The organism is Paraburkholderia sejongensis (genome assembly GCF_020880815.1).
In the GTDB taxonomy this organism is placed as follows: domain Bacteria; phylum Pseudomonadota; class Gammaproteobacteria; order Burkholderiales; family Burkholderiaceae; genus Paraburkholderia; species Paraburkholderia sejongensis.
Genome location: NZ_JAJITD010000008.1, coordinates 319,177 through 335,734, shown reverse-complemented (window position 1 = coordinate 335,734; position 16,558 = coordinate 319,177). Strand labels below are relative to the sequence as shown.

At 64.4% G+C, this 16,558-nt stretch carries 16 protein-coding genes; 1 reads left to right on the top strand and 15 read right to left on the bottom strand.

The window, feature by feature from the left end; all coding sequences use genetic code 11:
- Positions 1-85: 85 nt before the first annotated feature.
- From rnhB to rpsB, 15 genes are all read right to left on the bottom strand, one after another.
- Positions 86-832, bottom strand: coding sequence for a ribonuclease HII (gene rnhB, locus LJ656_RS18230; protein WP_230510766.1), 747 nt, complete (start codon positions 830-832; stop codon positions 86-88).
- Positions 829-1,998 carry a lipid-A-disaccharide synthase gene (gene lpxB, locus LJ656_RS18225; RefSeq protein WP_230510765.1) on the bottom strand — a complete coding sequence of 390 codons (1,170 nt, stop codon included), beginning with the start codon at positions 1,996-1,998 and terminating at the stop codon, positions 829-831. Before lpxB ends, rnhB begins: the two co-directional genes overlap by 4 nt.
- Positions 1,999-2,001: 3 nt before the next feature.
- The gene (lpxA, locus tag LJ656_RS18220) at positions 2,002-2,790 is read right to left on the bottom strand and encodes an acyl-ACP--UDP-N-acetylglucosamine O-acyltransferase (RefSeq protein ID WP_230510764.1); all 789 of its coding nucleotides are present in this window, start codon (positions 2,788-2,790) and stop codon (positions 2,002-2,004) included.
- A gap of 97 nt (positions 2,791-2,887) precedes the next feature.
- A complete protein-coding gene (fabZ, locus tag LJ656_RS18215) occupies positions 2,888-3,352 on the bottom strand; it encodes a 3-hydroxyacyl-ACP dehydratase FabZ (RefSeq protein WP_006048683.1) in 465 nt (154 codons plus the stop codon).
- Between the two features lie 182 nt (positions 3,353-3,534).
- The gene (lpxD, locus tag LJ656_RS18210) at positions 3,535-4,659 is read right to left on the bottom strand and encodes a UDP-3-O-(3-hydroxymyristoyl)glucosamine N-acyltransferase (RefSeq protein WP_230510763.1); all 1,125 of its coding nucleotides are present in this window, start codon (positions 4,657-4,659) and stop codon (positions 3,535-3,537) included.
- A 28-nt stretch (positions 4,660-4,687) separates the two neighbouring features.
- Entirely contained in the window at positions 4,688-5,209 is a 522-nt protein-coding gene (locus tag LJ656_RS18205) for an OmpH/Skp family outer membrane protein (RefSeq protein WP_178392180.1), read from the bottom strand.
- 71 nt (positions 5,210-5,280) lie between these two features.
- On the bottom strand, positions 5,281-7,593 hold the full coding sequence (bamA, locus tag LJ656_RS18200; protein WP_230510762.1) for an outer membrane protein assembly factor BamA: 2,313 nt from the start codon (positions 7,591-7,593) through the stop codon (positions 5,281-5,283).
- Positions 7,594-7,660: 67 nt separating this feature from the next.
- Positions 7,661-9,055: an RIP metalloprotease RseP gene (gene rseP, locus LJ656_RS18195; RefSeq protein ID WP_230510761.1), complete on the bottom strand. Its 1,395-nt coding sequence runs from the start codon at positions 9,053-9,055 to the stop codon at positions 7,661-7,663.
- A 7-nt stretch (positions 9,056-9,062) separates the two neighbouring features.
- Positions 9,063-10,268: a 1-deoxy-D-xylulose-5-phosphate reductoisomerase gene (locus LJ656_RS18190; protein WP_230510760.1), complete on the bottom strand. Its 1,206-nt coding sequence runs from the start codon at positions 10,266-10,268 to the stop codon at positions 9,063-9,065.
- A gap of 10 nt (positions 10,269-10,278) precedes the next feature.
- Entirely contained in the window at positions 10,279-11,100 is an 822-nt protein-coding gene (locus LJ656_RS18185) for a phosphatidate cytidylyltransferase (RefSeq protein ID WP_230510759.1), read from the bottom strand.
- Entirely contained in the window at positions 11,094-11,876 is a 783-nt protein-coding gene (uppS, locus tag LJ656_RS18180) for a polyprenyl diphosphate synthase (protein WP_230510758.1), read from the bottom strand. The genes LJ656_RS18185 and uppS overlap by 7 nt, the downstream gene beginning before the upstream one ends.
- Positions 11,877-11,938: 62 nt before the next feature.
- A complete protein-coding gene (gene frr / locus LJ656_RS18175) occupies positions 11,939-12,499 on the bottom strand; it encodes a ribosome recycling factor (protein ID WP_230510757.1) in 561 nt (186 codons plus the stop codon).
- Between the two features lie 96 nt (positions 12,500-12,595).
- Positions 12,596-13,309: a UMP kinase gene (pyrH, locus tag LJ656_RS18170; protein ID WP_230510756.1), complete on the bottom strand. Its 714-nt coding sequence runs from the start codon at positions 13,307-13,309 to the stop codon at positions 12,596-12,598.
- Between the two features lie 222 nt (positions 13,310-13,531).
- Positions 13,532-14,413, bottom strand: a complete 882-nt coding sequence (tsf, locus tag LJ656_RS18165; RefSeq protein WP_230510755.1) for a translation elongation factor Ts — start codon at positions 14,411-14,413, stop codon at positions 13,532-13,534.
- A 205-nt stretch (positions 14,414-14,618) separates the two neighbouring features.
- On the bottom strand, positions 14,619-15,371 hold the full coding sequence (rpsB, locus tag LJ656_RS18160) for a 30S ribosomal protein S2 (protein WP_018417646.1): 753 nt from the start codon (positions 15,369-15,371) through the stop codon (positions 14,619-14,621).
- 348 nt (positions 15,372-15,719) lie between these two features.
- On the opposite strand from rpsB, the gene map reads away from it, so the two are divergent.
- Entirely contained in the window at positions 15,720-16,529 is an 810-nt protein-coding gene (gene map, locus LJ656_RS18155; protein WP_230510754.1) for a type I methionyl aminopeptidase, read from the top strand.
- Positions 16,530-16,558: the final 29 nt, after the last annotated feature.

Here is a 16,558-nt window from a genome sequence, read left to right as displayed (position 1 = left end):
CGAAGGCAATGAGAATGGATAAGGGAGGAACCGGCGCTTCGGAATTGCGACGCGGACCCATGCGCGGGCCGCGCCGCCGTGGTCTTTATGCGAGCCCGGCTGCGCCGAACGCGTCGTTATCGAGCAGCGCGTCGGCCACGACGACCGCCTCGGCCGCCACCAACGGCACACCCGTGCCGAAACGCAGATGCGCTTCACGCACCGGCGCGAACGAACGCCGATGATGCGCGCACGGACCATGCTCGCGCAGCGCCGCCAGATGCTGCGGCGTGCCGTAACCGGAATGCGCGTCGAAGCCGTACATCGGAAAGGCCTCGTGCAACTCGAGCAGGATGCGGTCGCGCGTGACCTTCGCGAGAATCGACGCCGCCGAAATGCACTTCACGAGCGCATCGCCGCCGATCACCGCCTCGCTGCGAATGGACAGCGTCGGGCAGCGGTTGCCGTCGATCTTGACCAGCGTGGGCACGACCGCCAGGCCCTCCACCGCGCGCTTCATCGCGAGCATGGTGGCGTGCAGGATGTTCAGCGAATCGATTTCCTCGACCGTGGCCGACGCGATGCAATAAGCGAGCGCGCGGTCGACGATCTTCTCGTACAACTCGTCGCGCTTCTTCGCGCTGAGCGCCTTCGAATCGTCGAGGCCGCGAATCATCGGTTTGGCCGGATCGAAGATCACCGCCGCGGCGACCACCGGACCGGCCAGCGGCCCGCGCCCCGCCTCGTCGACGCCGCAGACGATGTCTTCGGCGCTCTCGAAGTTCAGGCCGGCCTGCGTTGTCACCCGGACCACGGCCGCGGTGTTGCGGCGCGGTGCGCGCGCCGCGGTCATGGCCGCCCCGCCCGCTGTTCGACGACGCTCGCGACGACTTCCGCCGCGCGCTGCGCGGTGTTCTGCTTCAGCACGTGATGCATCTCCGTGAAGATTTCCGTCAGCGTGCGCCGGTTCGCTTCGTCGCGCAACTGTTTCAGGGTCGCCTCGGCGAGCGCCTGCGGGGTCGCGAAGTGCTGCAGGATTTCCGGCACCACGAAGCGCCCGGCCAGAATGTTCGGCAGCCCGACGTACGGCAGATAGCCCTGCCGGCGCATGATCTGGCCAGTCAGCCAGGGCACCTTGTACGAGATCACCATCGGCTTTTTCAGCAGCGCGGCTTCCAGCGTGACAGTGCCGCTCTTCACGAGGATCGCATCGGCGGCGGTCATCGCGAGCTGCGACTGGCCGTCGGTGATGGTCAGCGCGAGGCCCGGATGCGCGTCGACGAGCGGCTGCAACATCGCGCGCAGCGTCGGCGTGGCCGCCGGCATCACGAAGCGCAGGCCCGGCTCCTGATGCTGCATCATTTCCATCGCCGCGAAAAACGTCGGACCGATCAGGTCGATTTCGGAGCGCCGGCTACCCGGCAACACCGCGATCACCGGACCGTCCTGCGCCAGGCCGAGCGCGCGCCGCGCGCCGAGCGTGTCCGGCTCGAGCGGAATCTGGTCGGCGAGCGGATGACCGACGTACGACGCCGCGACGCCCGCTTTTTCGAGCAGCGCGGTTTCGAACGGAAACACGCACAGCATGTGGTCGACCGCTTTCGCGATCTTCTTGATGCGCCCGCCGCGCCACGCCCAGATGGACGGACAGACGAAGTGCACGGTCGGAATGCCGGCGTCGCGCAGCCGATGCTCGAGCCCGAAGTTGAAATCGGGCGCATCGACGCCGACGAACACCGACGGCGGCTCCGCGAGCAGCTGGCGCTTCAGTTCGTTACGGATGCCGAGAATTTCGGGGATGTGCCGCAGCGCTTCGACATAGCCGCGCACCGTCAGCTTTTCCATCGGCCAGTGGGCGTCGAAACCCGCTGCGATCATGCGCGGGCCGCCAATGCCGTAATACTGCGTGCCGGCCGGCAGCCGGCTGGCGAGACCGTCGAGCAACGACGCGGCGAGCAGGTCGCCGGACGGCTCGCCGGCCACCATCGCGACGCGCAGCGGACTGGGTTGCAACGCCATCGCCTAGCGGATGATGCCGCGCTGCGACGCTTCGACGAACGCGAGCAGCGTCTGCACCGGCGCGTCGCCGTCACCGCCTGCGGCGCCGAGTTCGCGCAGCTGCACCTTCGCCTCTTCGAGCGACAGGCCGTTCTTGTACAGCACGCGGTACGCGGTGCGCAGCACCGAAATCGCGTCCGCCGAGAAGCCGCGGCGACGCAGCCCTTCGACGTTGATCCCATGCGGCTCGGCCTTGTTGCCCGCGGCGATCACGAACGGCGGGATATCCTGCACCAGCGCCGATGCGCCGCCGAGCATCGAATGCGCGCCGATGCGCACGAACTGGTGCACGCCCGACATGCCGCCGATGATCGCGTGGTCGCCGATCGTCACGTGGCCGGCCATCTGCGCATTGCTCGACAGGATCACGTTGTTGCCGACGTGGCAGTCGTGGCCGATGTGCACGTAGGCCATGATCCAGTTGTCGTCGCCGAGCGTGGTGACGCCGGCGTCCTGCACGGTGCCGGTGTGGATCGTGGTGAATTCGCGGATCGTGTTACGGTTGCCGATCACGAGCCGGGTCGGCTCGTCGCGGTACTTCATGTCCTGCGGACGGCCGCCGACCGACGCGTAATGGCCGATGCGGTTGTCTTCGCCGATCGTGGTGTGCCCTTCGATCACGCTGTGCGACCCGACCGTGCTACGCGCGCCGATCGTCACGTGTGCGCCGATCACCGCGTACGGTCCGACTTCGACGGATTCGTCGAGCTGCGCGCCCGCTTCGATGATCGCAGTGGGATGAATCCTGCTCATGCGTCCTCGCTTCTGATTCTGTTGCGTTGTCTGGATGGACTCGCGCGCAGGCCGGGAGCGCGCTCGGCGCGCGCCGCCGCTGGCCCGCTCACGGGCTTCAGGCGTCTTTGTCCGTGTGGCGCACCGCGCACATCAGATCGGCTTCCGCCGCGACGACGCCGTCCACTTCCGCGCGCGCCTTGAACTTCCAGATGCCGCGCATATGGCGCTCGAACGTGCAGTTCAGGATCAGCTGGTCGCCCGGTTCCACCACGCGCTTGAAGCGCGCATTGTCGATGCCGACGAACAGGTACAGCGTGTTCGACGGATCGCTCGGCTCTTCCGAGAACGTCAGCAGCGCCGCGGTCTGCGCGAGCGCTTCGAGGATCAGCACGCCAGGCATCACCGGCCGCGTCGGGAAGTGTCCCTGGAAATACGGCTCATTGATCGACACGTTCTTCAACGCTTTGATGCTCTTGTGCGGTTCGAGTTCGAGCACCCGGTCGACCAGCAGGATCGGATAACGATGCGGCAGCAGCGTGAGAATCTTATGAATGTCGAGATTGATTTTTTCGGTGCTCATGGTGTTTCTGCTCACGCATTGACTGCGCGATGATGACTGCGGATGCTGGTGCAGGTGGGTTGAGAACGCGCGCGGCCGGCGCATCTCGTGACCGGCGGCCGTGCCACCCGGTCACGGCAACCGGCTTTGCTTCCTGATGCTCGCCCGCTATTTTACGCGGTGCCGGCGCGCCGCCGGTGATCTTAGGTGTTTGTACCCGGGGATGAGTCGGCTGCCGGGTTGGCGCCGGTGTGGCCGCCCTTGTCCGCCGCGGCGGCGGCGTTCGCTTCGAGTGCCTTGATGCGATCGCGCAGCTTGTCGATATTGCGCAGCAACGCCGCGCTCTTGTTCCAGTCGGCGTGATTCACGGCCGGGAACGCGCTCGTGTACATGCCCGGCTTGAGCAGCGACTTCGACACGCCGGACTTCGCGGTGACGATCACGTAATCGGCGAGCGTCACATGGCCGGCAATCCCGACCGCGCCGCCGATCATGCAGTGACGGCCGATCGTGGTGCTACCCGCAATACCCGCGCAGCCCGCGATCACCGTGTACGCGCCAACCTTGCAGTTGTGGCCGATCTGCACGAGGTTGTCGATCTTCACGCACTCCTCGATGATCGTGTCGGCCATCGCGCCACGGTCGATCGTGGTGTTCGCGCCGATTTCGACATCGTTTGCAATCGACACGCCGCCGACCTGAGGGATCTTCACCCAGCTGCCGGTGCGTGCATCGCCTTCGCCGACGAAGTCCGGTGCGAAGCCGAAGCCGTCGGAGCCGATCACCGCGCCGGCATGCACGATCACGCGCTCGCCGAGCTTGCAGCCGTGGTAGACCGTCACGTTCGGGTACAGATGCGAGTACGCGCCGACGCGCGTGCCGCGGCCGATCACGACGTTCGCGTCGAGCCGCACGTGCTCGCCAATCACCGCGCCCGCTTCGATTGTGACGCGCGGGCCGATCACCGCGCTCGCCGCGATCTGCGCGGACGGGTCGATGACGGCACTCGGATGTACGCCGGGCAGCGCCTTCGGCGCCGCGAGGTCGATGAAGGTTTGCGCGACGCGCGCAAAGTAAGCGTACGGATTCGGCGTGACGATGAAGTTACGGCCGTCCGGCGTGGCCAGCTTCGCGAGATCGCCGGCGCTGATCAGCACCGCGCCCGCGCGGGTCGTCTCGACCTGCGACAGATACTTCGGATTGGCGAGGAACGCCAACTGGTCCGGGCCTGCCTGGTCGAGCGGCGCGAGACTGCCCACGCGCTGCGAACCGTTACCGACTACTTCACCGCCGAACCGCTGGACGATGTCCTCGAGCGTAAATCCCATGCCTATCCTGTCTCCTGTCCTGCGGTGCTCAGTTACCCGACGCCGCCAGTGCCTTGAGCACCTGGTCGGTGATATCGATGCGCGGGCTCACGTACACCGCTTCCTGCACGATCAGATCGTAGTGCTGCGTTTCCGCGATCTGCTTGATGACCTTGTTCGCGCGATCGAGCACCGCCGCGAGTTCCTCGTTGCGGCGCTGGTTCAGATCTTCGCGGAACTCGCGCTGCTTGCGCTGGAAGTCCGAATCGAGCTGCGACAGGTCGCGCTGCTTCTGCGCGCGATCGGCGGTCGACAGCGACGCGCCGCTCTTGTCGAGCGAATCGGACATCGACTTGAGCTTCTGCGCCATGTCGGCGAGGTCCTTGTCGCGTTTCGCGAATTCGGCCTCGAGCTTGACCTGTGCGGCCTTGGCCGCAGCCGATTCGCGCAGGATCCGGTCGGAATTCACCGCGGCGATTCTCGCCTCCTGCGCATGCGCGACCCCGACGCCCAGGGTCATGGCCAGCGCCAATGCGCACGCTACACGTTTCGAAAACATTCCGGTTAGCAAAGTCATCCTCTCGATACTGTAGTTTGCTGCCCGCTTGCGGCCGCCGGCGGCCGCAAGCGTCGTCGCTCCGATCAGAACGCGGTCCCGATCTGGAACTGGAACTTCTGATACTGGTCGCCGGTGTGCTTGGTCAGCGGGAAGCCGAGGCTCAGCTTGAGCGGGCCGATCGGCGAGATCCACGCGAGACCGACACCGTAGCCGTAACGCAGACCGTTCGACCCCACCGACGTAGCCGCCGAGCTCGCGTCCGCCCACACGTTACCGGCGTCGAGGAACGTGAACACACGCAACGTGCGGTCATAACCGGTGCCAGGCAGCGGGAACGTCAACTCGATATTGCCGACCAGCAGCTTCGAGCCGCCGATCGGGTCGCCGGTCGTCTTGTCGCGCGGACCCAGCGAGCTCGGCTCGTAGCCCCGCACCGAACCGATACCGCCCGCGTAGTAGTTCTTGAAAATCGGATAGGGCTTGCCGGACAGACCGTTACCGTAGCCGCCCTGGAAGTTGAAGCCCAGCACGAAGCCGCGCGCGAACGAGTAATAGTACTGTGCGTTGATGTCGGCCTTGTAGTACTGCGTGCCGCCGATCGGCGTGCCGTACTCGGCGTTGGCCTGCGCGAAGTAGCCGCGGCTCGGTACCAGCGCGCTGTCGCGCGCATCGCGCGACCAGCCCACCGTCAGCGGCACGTTGTTCGAAACGCGGCCGAAGTCCTGCACGTATTGCTTGTACGAAGCCGGCGTGTTCGCATCGACGTCGAGCTGGTTCTGCTCGAAGCCCGCGCCGAAGTACACGGTGTCGACTTCGGAGAACGGGATGCCGAACTTCAGGTCGCCGCCGAGCGTGACGATCTTGAAGCTCGAATCCGTCGAGTAGTACAGCGGCTGATAGGTGCGGTAGTAGACGTCGGTAATGCGCTTGATGCCGTCCACAGTGAAGTACGGATCGACCTGGGTGACCGTCAGCGTGCGGTACGTCTTCGCGGTATTGACGTTCACCGACAGGCTGGTACCGGAGCCGAACACGTTATCTTGCGAGATACCGGCCGACAGCACCACCTTGTCCGTCGACGAAAAACCGGCGCCGAGCGTGATCGCGCCGGTCGGCTTTTCGGCCACTTTCACGTCGATGTCGACCTGGTCGGGCGTGCCTTCCACCGGAATCGTCGTGACATCGACGTCGGTGAAGTAGCCCAGACGGTTGATGCGGTCCTTCGACAGCGCGAGGCGGTTCGAATCGAACCACGAGCTTTCGAGCTGGCGCATTTCGCGGCGCACCACTTCGTCGCGCGTGCGGGTGTTGCCGACCACGTTGATGCGGCGCACGTACACACGGCGGCTCGGGTCGACCTGCAGCGTGAGGTCGACCGTGTGGTTGTTCTGGTCGATCTGCGGCTGTGCGTTGACGGTCGCGAATGCGTAACCGTACTCGCCGAGCTTGTCGACGATCGCCTTCGTGGTGGCCTGCAGCTTTTCCGCCGAGAAGCGGTCGCCCGGTTTGATCTTGATCAGCTTCTTCAGCTCTGCTTCGCGATCGAGCAGATTGCCGGCGAGGCGGATGTTCGAAATCGTGTACGGCTCGCCCTCATGCAGCGTGACCGTCAGGTACATGTCCTTCTTGTCCGGCGAGATCGACACCTGGGTCGACTCGATGTTGAACTCGAGGTAGCCGCGATTCAGGTAATACGAGCGGATGTTCTCCAGGTCGCCGGTAAGCTTGTCTTTCGCGTACAGGTCGTTCTTCGTGTACCACGAGAACCAGTTCGGCGTGGACAGCTGCATCTCGTCGCGCAGCGTGCCGGTGCTGAAAGTCTTGTTGCCGATGAAGTTGATCTGGCGGATCTTCGCGCTCGGGCCTTCTGCCACCGAGAACAGAATGCCGACCCGGTTGCGGTCGATCGGCGTGATCGTGGTGGTGACTTCGGCCGCGTAGAAACCGCGCGTCAGGTACTGGCGCTTCAGTTCCTGCTCGGCCTTGTCGACCAGCGCCTTGTCGTAGTAACGCCCTTGCGACAGCCCGACCGCGCGCAACGCCTTGATCAGGTTGTCCTTCTCGAACTCGTGAATGCCGGCGAAGTCGATCGTGCCGATGGCCGGACGCTCCTGCACCTGCACGACGACCACGTTGCCTTCGGTCGCGATTCTGACGTCGTTGAAGAAGCCCGTTGCATATAGCGCGCGAATCGCTTCGGACGCCTTGTCGTCGGAGAATGTATCGCCTTGCTTGATGGGCAGGTACGCGAACACGGTGCCCGGTTCGACGCGTTGCAATCCCTCAATGCGGATGTCTTGCACCACGAAGGGCGTCGTTGCGTGAGCAACCAGCCCATGCGCGGCGAGTGCCGCGGCTATAACCGTCTTTGGACCAAAGCGATGAGGTTTAAACAACGTGCTTCCCCAGTGTGTATAGCTGCATCAGGTCAGACGGCCGCCCTCTTGAACGCCGCCAGACACTTTAGAAATGGATTAAACGAGCCAGGTCGTTGAACAGCGCAATCGCCGACAATGCGACGATGCAGGCGAGACCCGCCCTTTGAAAAACGAGTTGCCAGCGATCGGAGACAACTTTACCGGTCACAGCTTCAACCAAATAATATAACAGATGACCCCCGTCCAATACCGGAATCGGTAGCAGGTTCAGCACGCCGAGGCTAATGCTGACAAGGGCCAGGAACGAGAGAAACGCGCTGGGACCCAGACGTGCACTCTTTCCCGCGTAATCGGCGATCGTCACCGGACCGGACAGATTGCGCAGTGATGCTTCGCCGACGATCATCCGCCCGAACATGCGCACCGAGTACACCGACAGTTCCCACGTGCGATGCGCGCCGAGCCGCAGACTGTCGAGCGGTCCATAACGCACGTCGATCGACGGCACCTGAGTCGCCAGTTCGGCGCCGATGCGGCCGATCTGCTGCCCGCTCGCCGCATCGCGCTGCGCTTGCGGCACGATGCTCAGTTCTTCGAGCTTGCCGGCCGGATGACCGCCGCGGCCGCCGCGCTCGATCTGCAGCGTGACCGGCACGCCGGCGTGCGATTTGACGTAGGCGATGAAGGCCGCCGCGTTGTCGGTCGGCACGCCGTTGAGCGCGCGCAGCCGGTCGCCGGCGACCAGCCCCGCCTTCTGCGCAGCGCTGCCCGACTGCACGCCCGCGACCGTCAGTTTGCCGCCGCCGGGCTCGAAGCCCAGCCGCGCCATCAGGTCATCGTCGACGTCCTTCTCGGTCAGGCCGCGCAGGTCCAGCGGAAAATCGGAAATGCCATGCGAATCTTTCGCGGCCAGCACGATGTGCTGATGATCGAACGCAGCGCCGAGCAGCTTCCAGCGCAGATCCGACCACGAACGCACCGGCTCGGTCTCGTCGTTATTGCCGGTGCGCACGCCGACGATCGTCTCGCCGCCCTCGAAGCCGGCCGTGGCCGCGGGCGTATTCGGCGCGGGCGTCGCGATCACCGCGGCGGGCTCGGTCACGCCGGTCGCGAAGACCAGCGCGAACAGCACGATCGCGAGCAGGAAGTTGGCAACCGGGCCGGCCGCGACGATCGCGATCCGGCGCCATACCGACTGGCGATTGAACGCGTGCGGCAGGTCGGCCGCGGGAATCTGCGCGGTGCCGGTTTCGCGCTCGTCGAGCATCTTCACGTAACCGCCCAACGGCAGCGCGGAGATCGTCCACTCGGTGCCGGTCTTCGGGCTGATCCACTGAACGAGCGGCTTGCCGAAGCCGATCGAAAAGCGCAGCACCTTCACGCCGCATAGACGCGCGACGCTGTAGTGCCCGTACTCGTGGACCACCACGAGCACTCCAATCGCAACCGCGAAAGCGAGCAGTTCGATCAGGAGATTCATAAGCGCCTCACTGGACGGCGCGTTCTGTACGACGGGCGCCGTCGGGCAGACGCGCGATGAATTCGGTAGCGGCGCGGCGCGCGGCGGCGTCGGCCTCGATCACGTCGTCGAGCGCGTGCGCGCTGCGGTTCGGCAACGCGTTGAGCACCGAGTCGACCACCTCGGCGATCGCCATGAAGCCGATGCGTCGGGACAGGAACGCGTCGACCGCGATTTCGTTCGCGGCATTGAGCGCCGCGCTGGCGACGCCGCCCTCGGCGAGTGCCTTCATCGCGAGCGCGAGGCACGGGAAGCGCGCGTAATCGGGCTTCTCGAAAGACAACGATGCAATCTGCGCGAGATCGAGCTGCGCGACGCCGGAATCGACCCGGTCGGGGAACGCCAGAGCGTGCGCGATCGGCGTGCGCATGTCGGGGTTGCCGAGCTGCGCGAGCACCGAACCGTCCGCGTACGACACCAGCGAATGGATCACGCTCTGCGGATGAATCAGCACCTCGATGCGCTCGCCGGGCAGATCGAACAGCCAGTGCGCCTCGATCACTTCGAGGCCTTTGTTCATCATCGTCGCCGAGTCGACCGAAATCTTGCGGCCCATGACCCAGTTCGGATGCTTGCAGGCTTCGTCCGGCGTCACGTCGACGAGGGTCGCCGGCTCGCGGGTGCGGAACGGGCCGCCCGACGCGGTCAGGATGATCTTCGACACACCGCCGTGCAGCGATGCTTCACGCGGCAGGCACTGGAAAATCGCGTTGTGTTCGCTGTCGACCGGCAGCAGCACCGCGCCGTTGTCGCGCACCGCGTCCATGAAGATCGCGCCCGACATCACCAGCGCTTCCTTGTTGGCGAGCAGGATGCGCTTGCCGGCCCGCGCGGCGGCCAGAGTCGGCGCGAGGCCGGCCGCGCCGACGATCGCCGCGACCACCGTGTCGCAGCCGTCGCTCTTCGCGACCTCGACGAGCGCTTGCGGCCCGTACGTGACCTCCGTCTTGCTGCCCGCTTCGCGCAGCTTCGCGGCGACCCGCGCGGCGGTGTCGGCGTCGCCGACCACCGCGACTTCGGGCGCGAAGCGCAGGCATTGCTCGACGAGTTTGTCGCCGTTGCGATGCGCGGAGAGCGCGTAAATCGAGAAACGCTCGGGATGACGCGCGACGACGTCGAGCGTACTGTCTCCAATCGAGCCCGTGGAACCGAGCAATGTCAGACGTTTTTGCATATCTCTTTCTCTAGCCGAGCAGCAGCATGGCGAGCGGCAGCACCGGCAACAACGCGTCGATGCGATCGAGCACGCCGCCGTGCCCCGGCAACAGACCGCTCGAATCCTTGACGCCGGCCTGGCGTTTCAACATCGATTCGAACAGATCGCCGACCACGCTGAAGACCACCAGCAGGGTCAGCGCGAGCACCGTGCGCAGCGCGCCCAGTTGCGCCAGCAGCGCAGAATACAGGGTCGGCTCGAACGCGTGCAAAAAGATCGCCGCAGCCGCGACGATCATCACCAACAACCAGCCGCCGATCGCGCCCTCCCAGGTTTTACCCGGACTGATGGCGGGTGCCAGCTTGTGCTTGCCGAACGCTTTCCCGGAGAAGTATGCGCCGATATCGGCGAGCCATACCAATAGCAGCAGCGACAGCACGAACGGCACGCCCTGCATACGGGCGGCGACCAGCGCATGCCAGCAGGCCACGAACGTGACGATGCCGGCCAGAAACAGGAATGCGCGCCACGCGCCCTGCGCGAGCACCGGCTTGCGCATCAGCACGAAGGGACCGGCGATCACCCAGAACACCGCGGCCGCCTGAAAAAACGGCCGCGCGGCGTCACGGCCGATGCCGGCGCGCGTGCTCGCGACTAGCGCGAGCGCCGCGACCAGCGCATAGACGATCGGACCGGCGCCGCCGAGCTTGAGCAGGCGCGCCCACTCCCACGCGGCGAACACGACGACGAAGGCGATCAGCGCGCCGAACCCTCCGATCGGTGCGAACAGCGTGACGGGCAGCAATACTGCCAGCAGGACGATCGCCGTGATGACACGGGTCTTTAGCATGGAAGCGAATCGACGTTTTGCGATTGCGGCTCGAGTTGAGCACTGGTGCGGCCGAAACGGCGTTCCCGTTCGGCGTAGGAAGCGATGGCATGACCGAGCGCGTCGGCATCGAAGTCAGGCCAGAACGTGTCGGTGAAATAGAACTCGGTGTATGCAAGCTGCCACAGCAGGAAGTTGCTGACGCGGCGCTCGCCGCCGGTACGGATAAACAGGTCCGGCTCCGGCGCGTAGGCCATCGACAGATGCTCGGCGAACGCATCTTCGTTCACCTCGACCGGCTTGCCGGTCGCGGCCGCCTGTTCGACGAGCTTGCGGGTAGCCTGCATGATGTCCCAGCGACCGCCATAGTTCGCGGCAATGGTCAGCGTGAGACGGGTATTGCGCGCGGTTTTGGTTTCCGCGCGTTTGATCAGATCGCGAATCTTCGCGTCGAAGCGGTCGAGATCGCCGACCACCCGCAAACGGATCCCGTTCGCGTGCAGTTTGCCGATTTCGCGTTCCAGCGCGGTCACGAACAGGCGCATCAGGAACGACACCTCTTCGTTCGGGCGGCGCCAGTTCTCCGAGCTGAACGCGAACAGCGTCAGATACTCGACGCCCTTGCGCGCGCAAGCCTCGACGGCTGCCCGCACCGCGTCGACGCCGCGCGTATGGCCCGCCACGCGCGGCAGACGCCGCTGGGTGGCCCAACGGCCGTTGCCATCCATGATGATCGCGATATGTCGCGGCACCGCGGCGACTTCAGGCACGCGCACAGTTGAGCTGGTATAGGTCATGGCCGTCGGGACAGTAATGCCAGTAAAGAAGTGGAAACCAGAAAGGACTGAGCCGGGCGGCGTCAGACCGTCATGATCTCGGCTTCTTTCGTCGTGACGAGCTTGTCGATTTCAGCGACGAAACGGTCCGTCAGCTTCTGAACGTCGTCACCCGCGCGACGCTCGTCGTCTTCCGAGATTTCCTTGTCCTTGACGAGCTTCTTCAGTTGCTCGTTAGCGTCGCGGCGCAGATTGCGTACGGCCACCTTGGCGGTTTCGGCTTCGCTGCGCACGACCTTGGTCAGTTCGCGGCGACGCTCTTCGGTCAGCGCGGGCATCGGTACGCGGATCACGTCGCCGTGGGTCGCCGGGTTCAGCCCGAGGTCCGACTCGCGGATCGCCTTTTCGACGACCGGCACCATCTTCTTTTCCCACGGCTGCACGCCGATCGTGCGCGCATCGATCAGCGTCAGGTTCGCGACCTGCGAAATCGGCACCGGCGAACCGTAGTAGTCGCACTGGATATGATCGAGCAGGCCCGTATGAGCACGGCCCGTACGGATCTTCGACAGGTCGTTCTTGAACGCGTCGATCGAACGCTGCATTTTCTGCTCAGCGCCCTTCCTGATATCAGCCACAGACATTTTTAACCTCCGAACCTTCTAAACGGTGCGAGCCGCCCGGCACGCGCGATGCGGCGGCCCGGGCTCGCGTCAAAGCCCACTAATGTAAACGAGAGTTTACACGTGGACGAGGGTGCCCTCGTCCTCACCTTGTACGATGCGCTTGAGCGCACCCGGCTTGACGATCGAAAACACGCGGATCGGCAGCTTCTGGTCGCGGCACAGCGCGAACGCGGTCGCGTCCATCACCTGCAGATTGCGGCCGATCGCCTCATCGAAGCTGATCGTGCTGTAACGGGTCGCGCTCGAATCCTTCTTCGGATCGGCCGAGTAGACGCCGTCCACCTTGGTCGCCTTCAGCACCACTTCGGCGCCGACTTCCGCGCCGCGCAGCGCGGCGGCGGTGTCGGTCGTGAAGAACGGGTTGCCGGTACCGGCCGCGAAAATCACGACCTTGCCTTCCTCGAGCTGGCGGATCGCGCGGGGCCGGATGTACGGCTCGACCACCTGATCCATGCGCAGCGCCGATTGCACGCGCGCTTCGATGCCGGCGTGGCGCATTGCATCCTGCAATGCCAGCGCGTTCATCATCGTGGCCAGCATGCCCATGTAGTCGGCCGTTGCGCGATCCATGCCGGCCGCGCCGCCCGCGACGCCGCGGAAGATATTGCCGCCGCCGATCACCACGGCCAGCTGCGTTCCGAGACGGACCACTTCGGCCACGTCCGCCACCATTCGTTCGATGGTCGCACGATTGATGCCGAAGGCATCGTCGCCCATCAGAGCTTCACCGGAGAGTTTGAGCAGGACGCGTTTATAGGCAGTGGGCATAGAGGTATCCAGATCGCGCAGAACAGGGCAACAACAAGGGACTAATGTAGGGGTGAAATGCTGATTCGGGCAAGCGCCGCCGGCTCGGCGAACCGATGAGGTCCGCCGACGGCGGCCGCGCGGCGAGGGTCAACCCGGGCGCGGCCTTGCGGGACTGCCGAGCGCGGCGGGATCTTGCCCCGCCGCGGGTCCAACGGTACAGCCGTGATGCTTAGGTAAAGCTTATTGTTGCTTCGCAGCAGCGACCTGGGCGGCCACTTCCGCGGCGAAGTCGTCCTGCTTCTTCTCGATGCCTTCGCCGACCACGAACAGCGCGAACTTCTGCACGCTCGCGTTCGCTGCCTTCAGCATCTGCTCGATCGTCTGCTTGTCGTTCTTCACGAACGTCTGGTTCAGCAGCGACACTTCCTTCAGATACTTCTGCACGCTGCCGTCGACCATCTTCGCGACGATTTCAGCCGGCTTGCCCGATTCCGCGGCCTTCTGCTCAGCGATGCTGCGCTCCTTCGCGATCAGGTCCGCCGGCACGTCGTTCGACGACAGCGAAACCGGCTTCATTGCCGCGACGTGCATTGCCACGTCCTTGCCGACCTGCTCGTCCGCGCCGGTGTACTCGACCAGCACGCCGATGCGCGTGCCGTGCAGGTACGCTGCCAGTTTGTTGGCGGTGTCGAAGCGCACGAAACGGCGGATCGACAGGTTTTCGCCGATCTTGCCGACGAGCGCGAGACGCACTGCGTCGACGGTCTGGCCGTCCAGCGGGAGTGCCGACAGTGCGGCGACGTCAGCCGGGTTTTGCGTTGCGACCAGCTCGGCGATCTTCTTCGAGAAAGCCAGGAAGTCGTCGTTCTTCGAGACGAAGTCGGTTTCGCAGTTCAGTTCGACCAGCGAACCAGCGTTGCCGGCGATGAACGATGCGACCACGCCTTCAGCCGTCACGCGCGATGCAGCCTTGCTCGCCTTGTTGCCGAGCTTCACGCGCAGCAGCTCTTCAGCGCGCGCCAGATCGCCGTCGGCTTCCGTCAGCGCCTTCTTGCATTCCATCATCGGCGCGTCGGTCTTCGCGCGCAGTTCTGCAACCATGCTTGCGGTAATTGCCGCCATCATTTGCTCCTTGGGTTCTGTCTGTGACACGCCGCCCGCACTTCGATGCCGGCGGCAGCAATTCGTTTCAGCGTTTTCGCGCAATTTTACGGACGACCTGTGGTTGCCGTCCGCCAGCACCTTGCCAGATGCGTGTTACAAGCGTCGCGACTTAAAAAAAGGGGGCCTGTAGAAAGCCCCCTTTTATGCCGGACACTGGGCAGCCTTACGCTTCCGAGTTGACCTCGACGAACTCGTCGCCGTCGCCGCCGCGTGCGGCCTGGACCACTTCATTGACCGCGTTCGCACGGCCTTCGAGGATCGCGTCGGCCACGCCTGCCGCGTACAGGGCGACTGCCTTGCTGGCGTCGTCGTTACCCGGGATCACGTAGTCCACACCTTCCGGCGAGTGGTTCGTATCGACCACGGCGATGACCGGAATGCCGAGCTTGTTCGCTTCGGTCACGGCAATCTTGTGGTAGCCGACGTCGACGACGAAGATCGCGTCCGGAATGCCGCCCATGTCCTTCACGCCGCCGATCGACTTCTGCAGCTTGGCCATTTCGCGTTCGAACAGCAGCGCTTCCTTCTTGCTCATGCGCTCGGTTTCGCCTGCTTCCAGCGCCGCTTCCATGTCCTTCAGGCGCTTGATCGAAACCTTCAGCGTCTTGAAGTTGGTCAGCATGCCGCCGAGCCAGCGTGCGTTGACGAACGGCATACCGGCGCGCTGCGCTTCCTGGGCGATCGTGTCACGCGACTGACGCTTCGTGCCGACGAACAGGATCGTGCCACGGTTCGATGCCAGCTGACGCGCGTACTTCAGCGCGTCGTTGTACATCGGCAGCGTCTTTTCGAGGTTGATGATGTGAATCTTGTTGCGGTGACCGAAAATGAACGGAGCCATCTTCGGGTTCCAGAAGCGGGTCTGGTGACCGAAGTGGACACCTGCTTCCAGCATTTGACGCATCGTAACTGCCATGAAATTCTCCACGAGGGTTGGGTCTTAAGCCGGCTGCCGTATCGGTCGCGTCCGCCCGCACTTTCGTGCGCTGCTGTAAAACGCGTCGACACCCTGGGTGCGCCGGCTTGCGAATTGGCTGCCTGAACACTACTTTTGCTCGCGGCACAGACAACCGAAGCGCCGCGACAAGCCGCTCAGCCCTGCTTGTCATGCACGCACGCAATGACAACGGACAAGATCGACTTAGCCGAAGAGTATAGCACGCGACTATCGGACGACTCAACCTGCCGCGCTTCTCTCAAAAGCCTGCGGCAGCCGGAATATGGTGCGATAATCCCGCAATAAATCGCATTTCAGGCCCGACTCATGGCTATTACGCTCAAAAACGAACACGATATCGCCCAAATGCGCGTCGCCTGCCGGCTCGCCAGCGAGGTGCTCGACTACATCACGCCGTTCGTCAAGGCCGGCGTGACGACCGGCGAACTCGACCGCCTGTGTCACGAATACATGCTGAAGGAACAGGGCACGGTTCCGGCGCCGCTCAATTACCAGCCGCCCGGCTACCCGCCCTACCCGAAAGCGACCTGCATTTCTGTCAACGACGTGATCTGTCACGGCATTCCGGGCGACAAGGCGCTGAAAAACGGCGATGCGCTGAATATTGACATCACCGTGATCAAGGAAGGCTACTTCGGCGACACGAGCCGCATGTTCATCGTCGGCGAAGGCTCGATCATGGCAAAGCGCCTCGTGCAGGCCACCTTCGAGTGCATGTGGCTTGGCATCGACCAGGTGCGCCCCGGCGCGCATCTCGGCGACATCGGCTACGCGATCCAGAAGCATGCGGAAGGCCTCGGCTACAGCGTGGTGCGCGAATATTGCGGCCACGGGATCGGCACCGTGTTCCACGAAGACCCCCAAATCCTGCATTACGGCCGTCCCGGCACCGGGCTCGAACTGCAGGCGGGCATGATTTTCACGATCGAACCGATGATCAACGCCGGCCGCCGCGACATCCGCACGATGCCCGACCAGTGGACCGTCAAGACCAAGGACCGCAGCCTGTCCGCGCAGTGGGAGCACACGGTGCTCGTCACCGAGACCGGCTACGACGTGCTGACCGTGTCGGCCGGCACGCCCGCGCGTCCGCCGCTCGTCGCGGCCACTGCCTGAACGCACTTCCATCCTGAGCGCACTTCGAC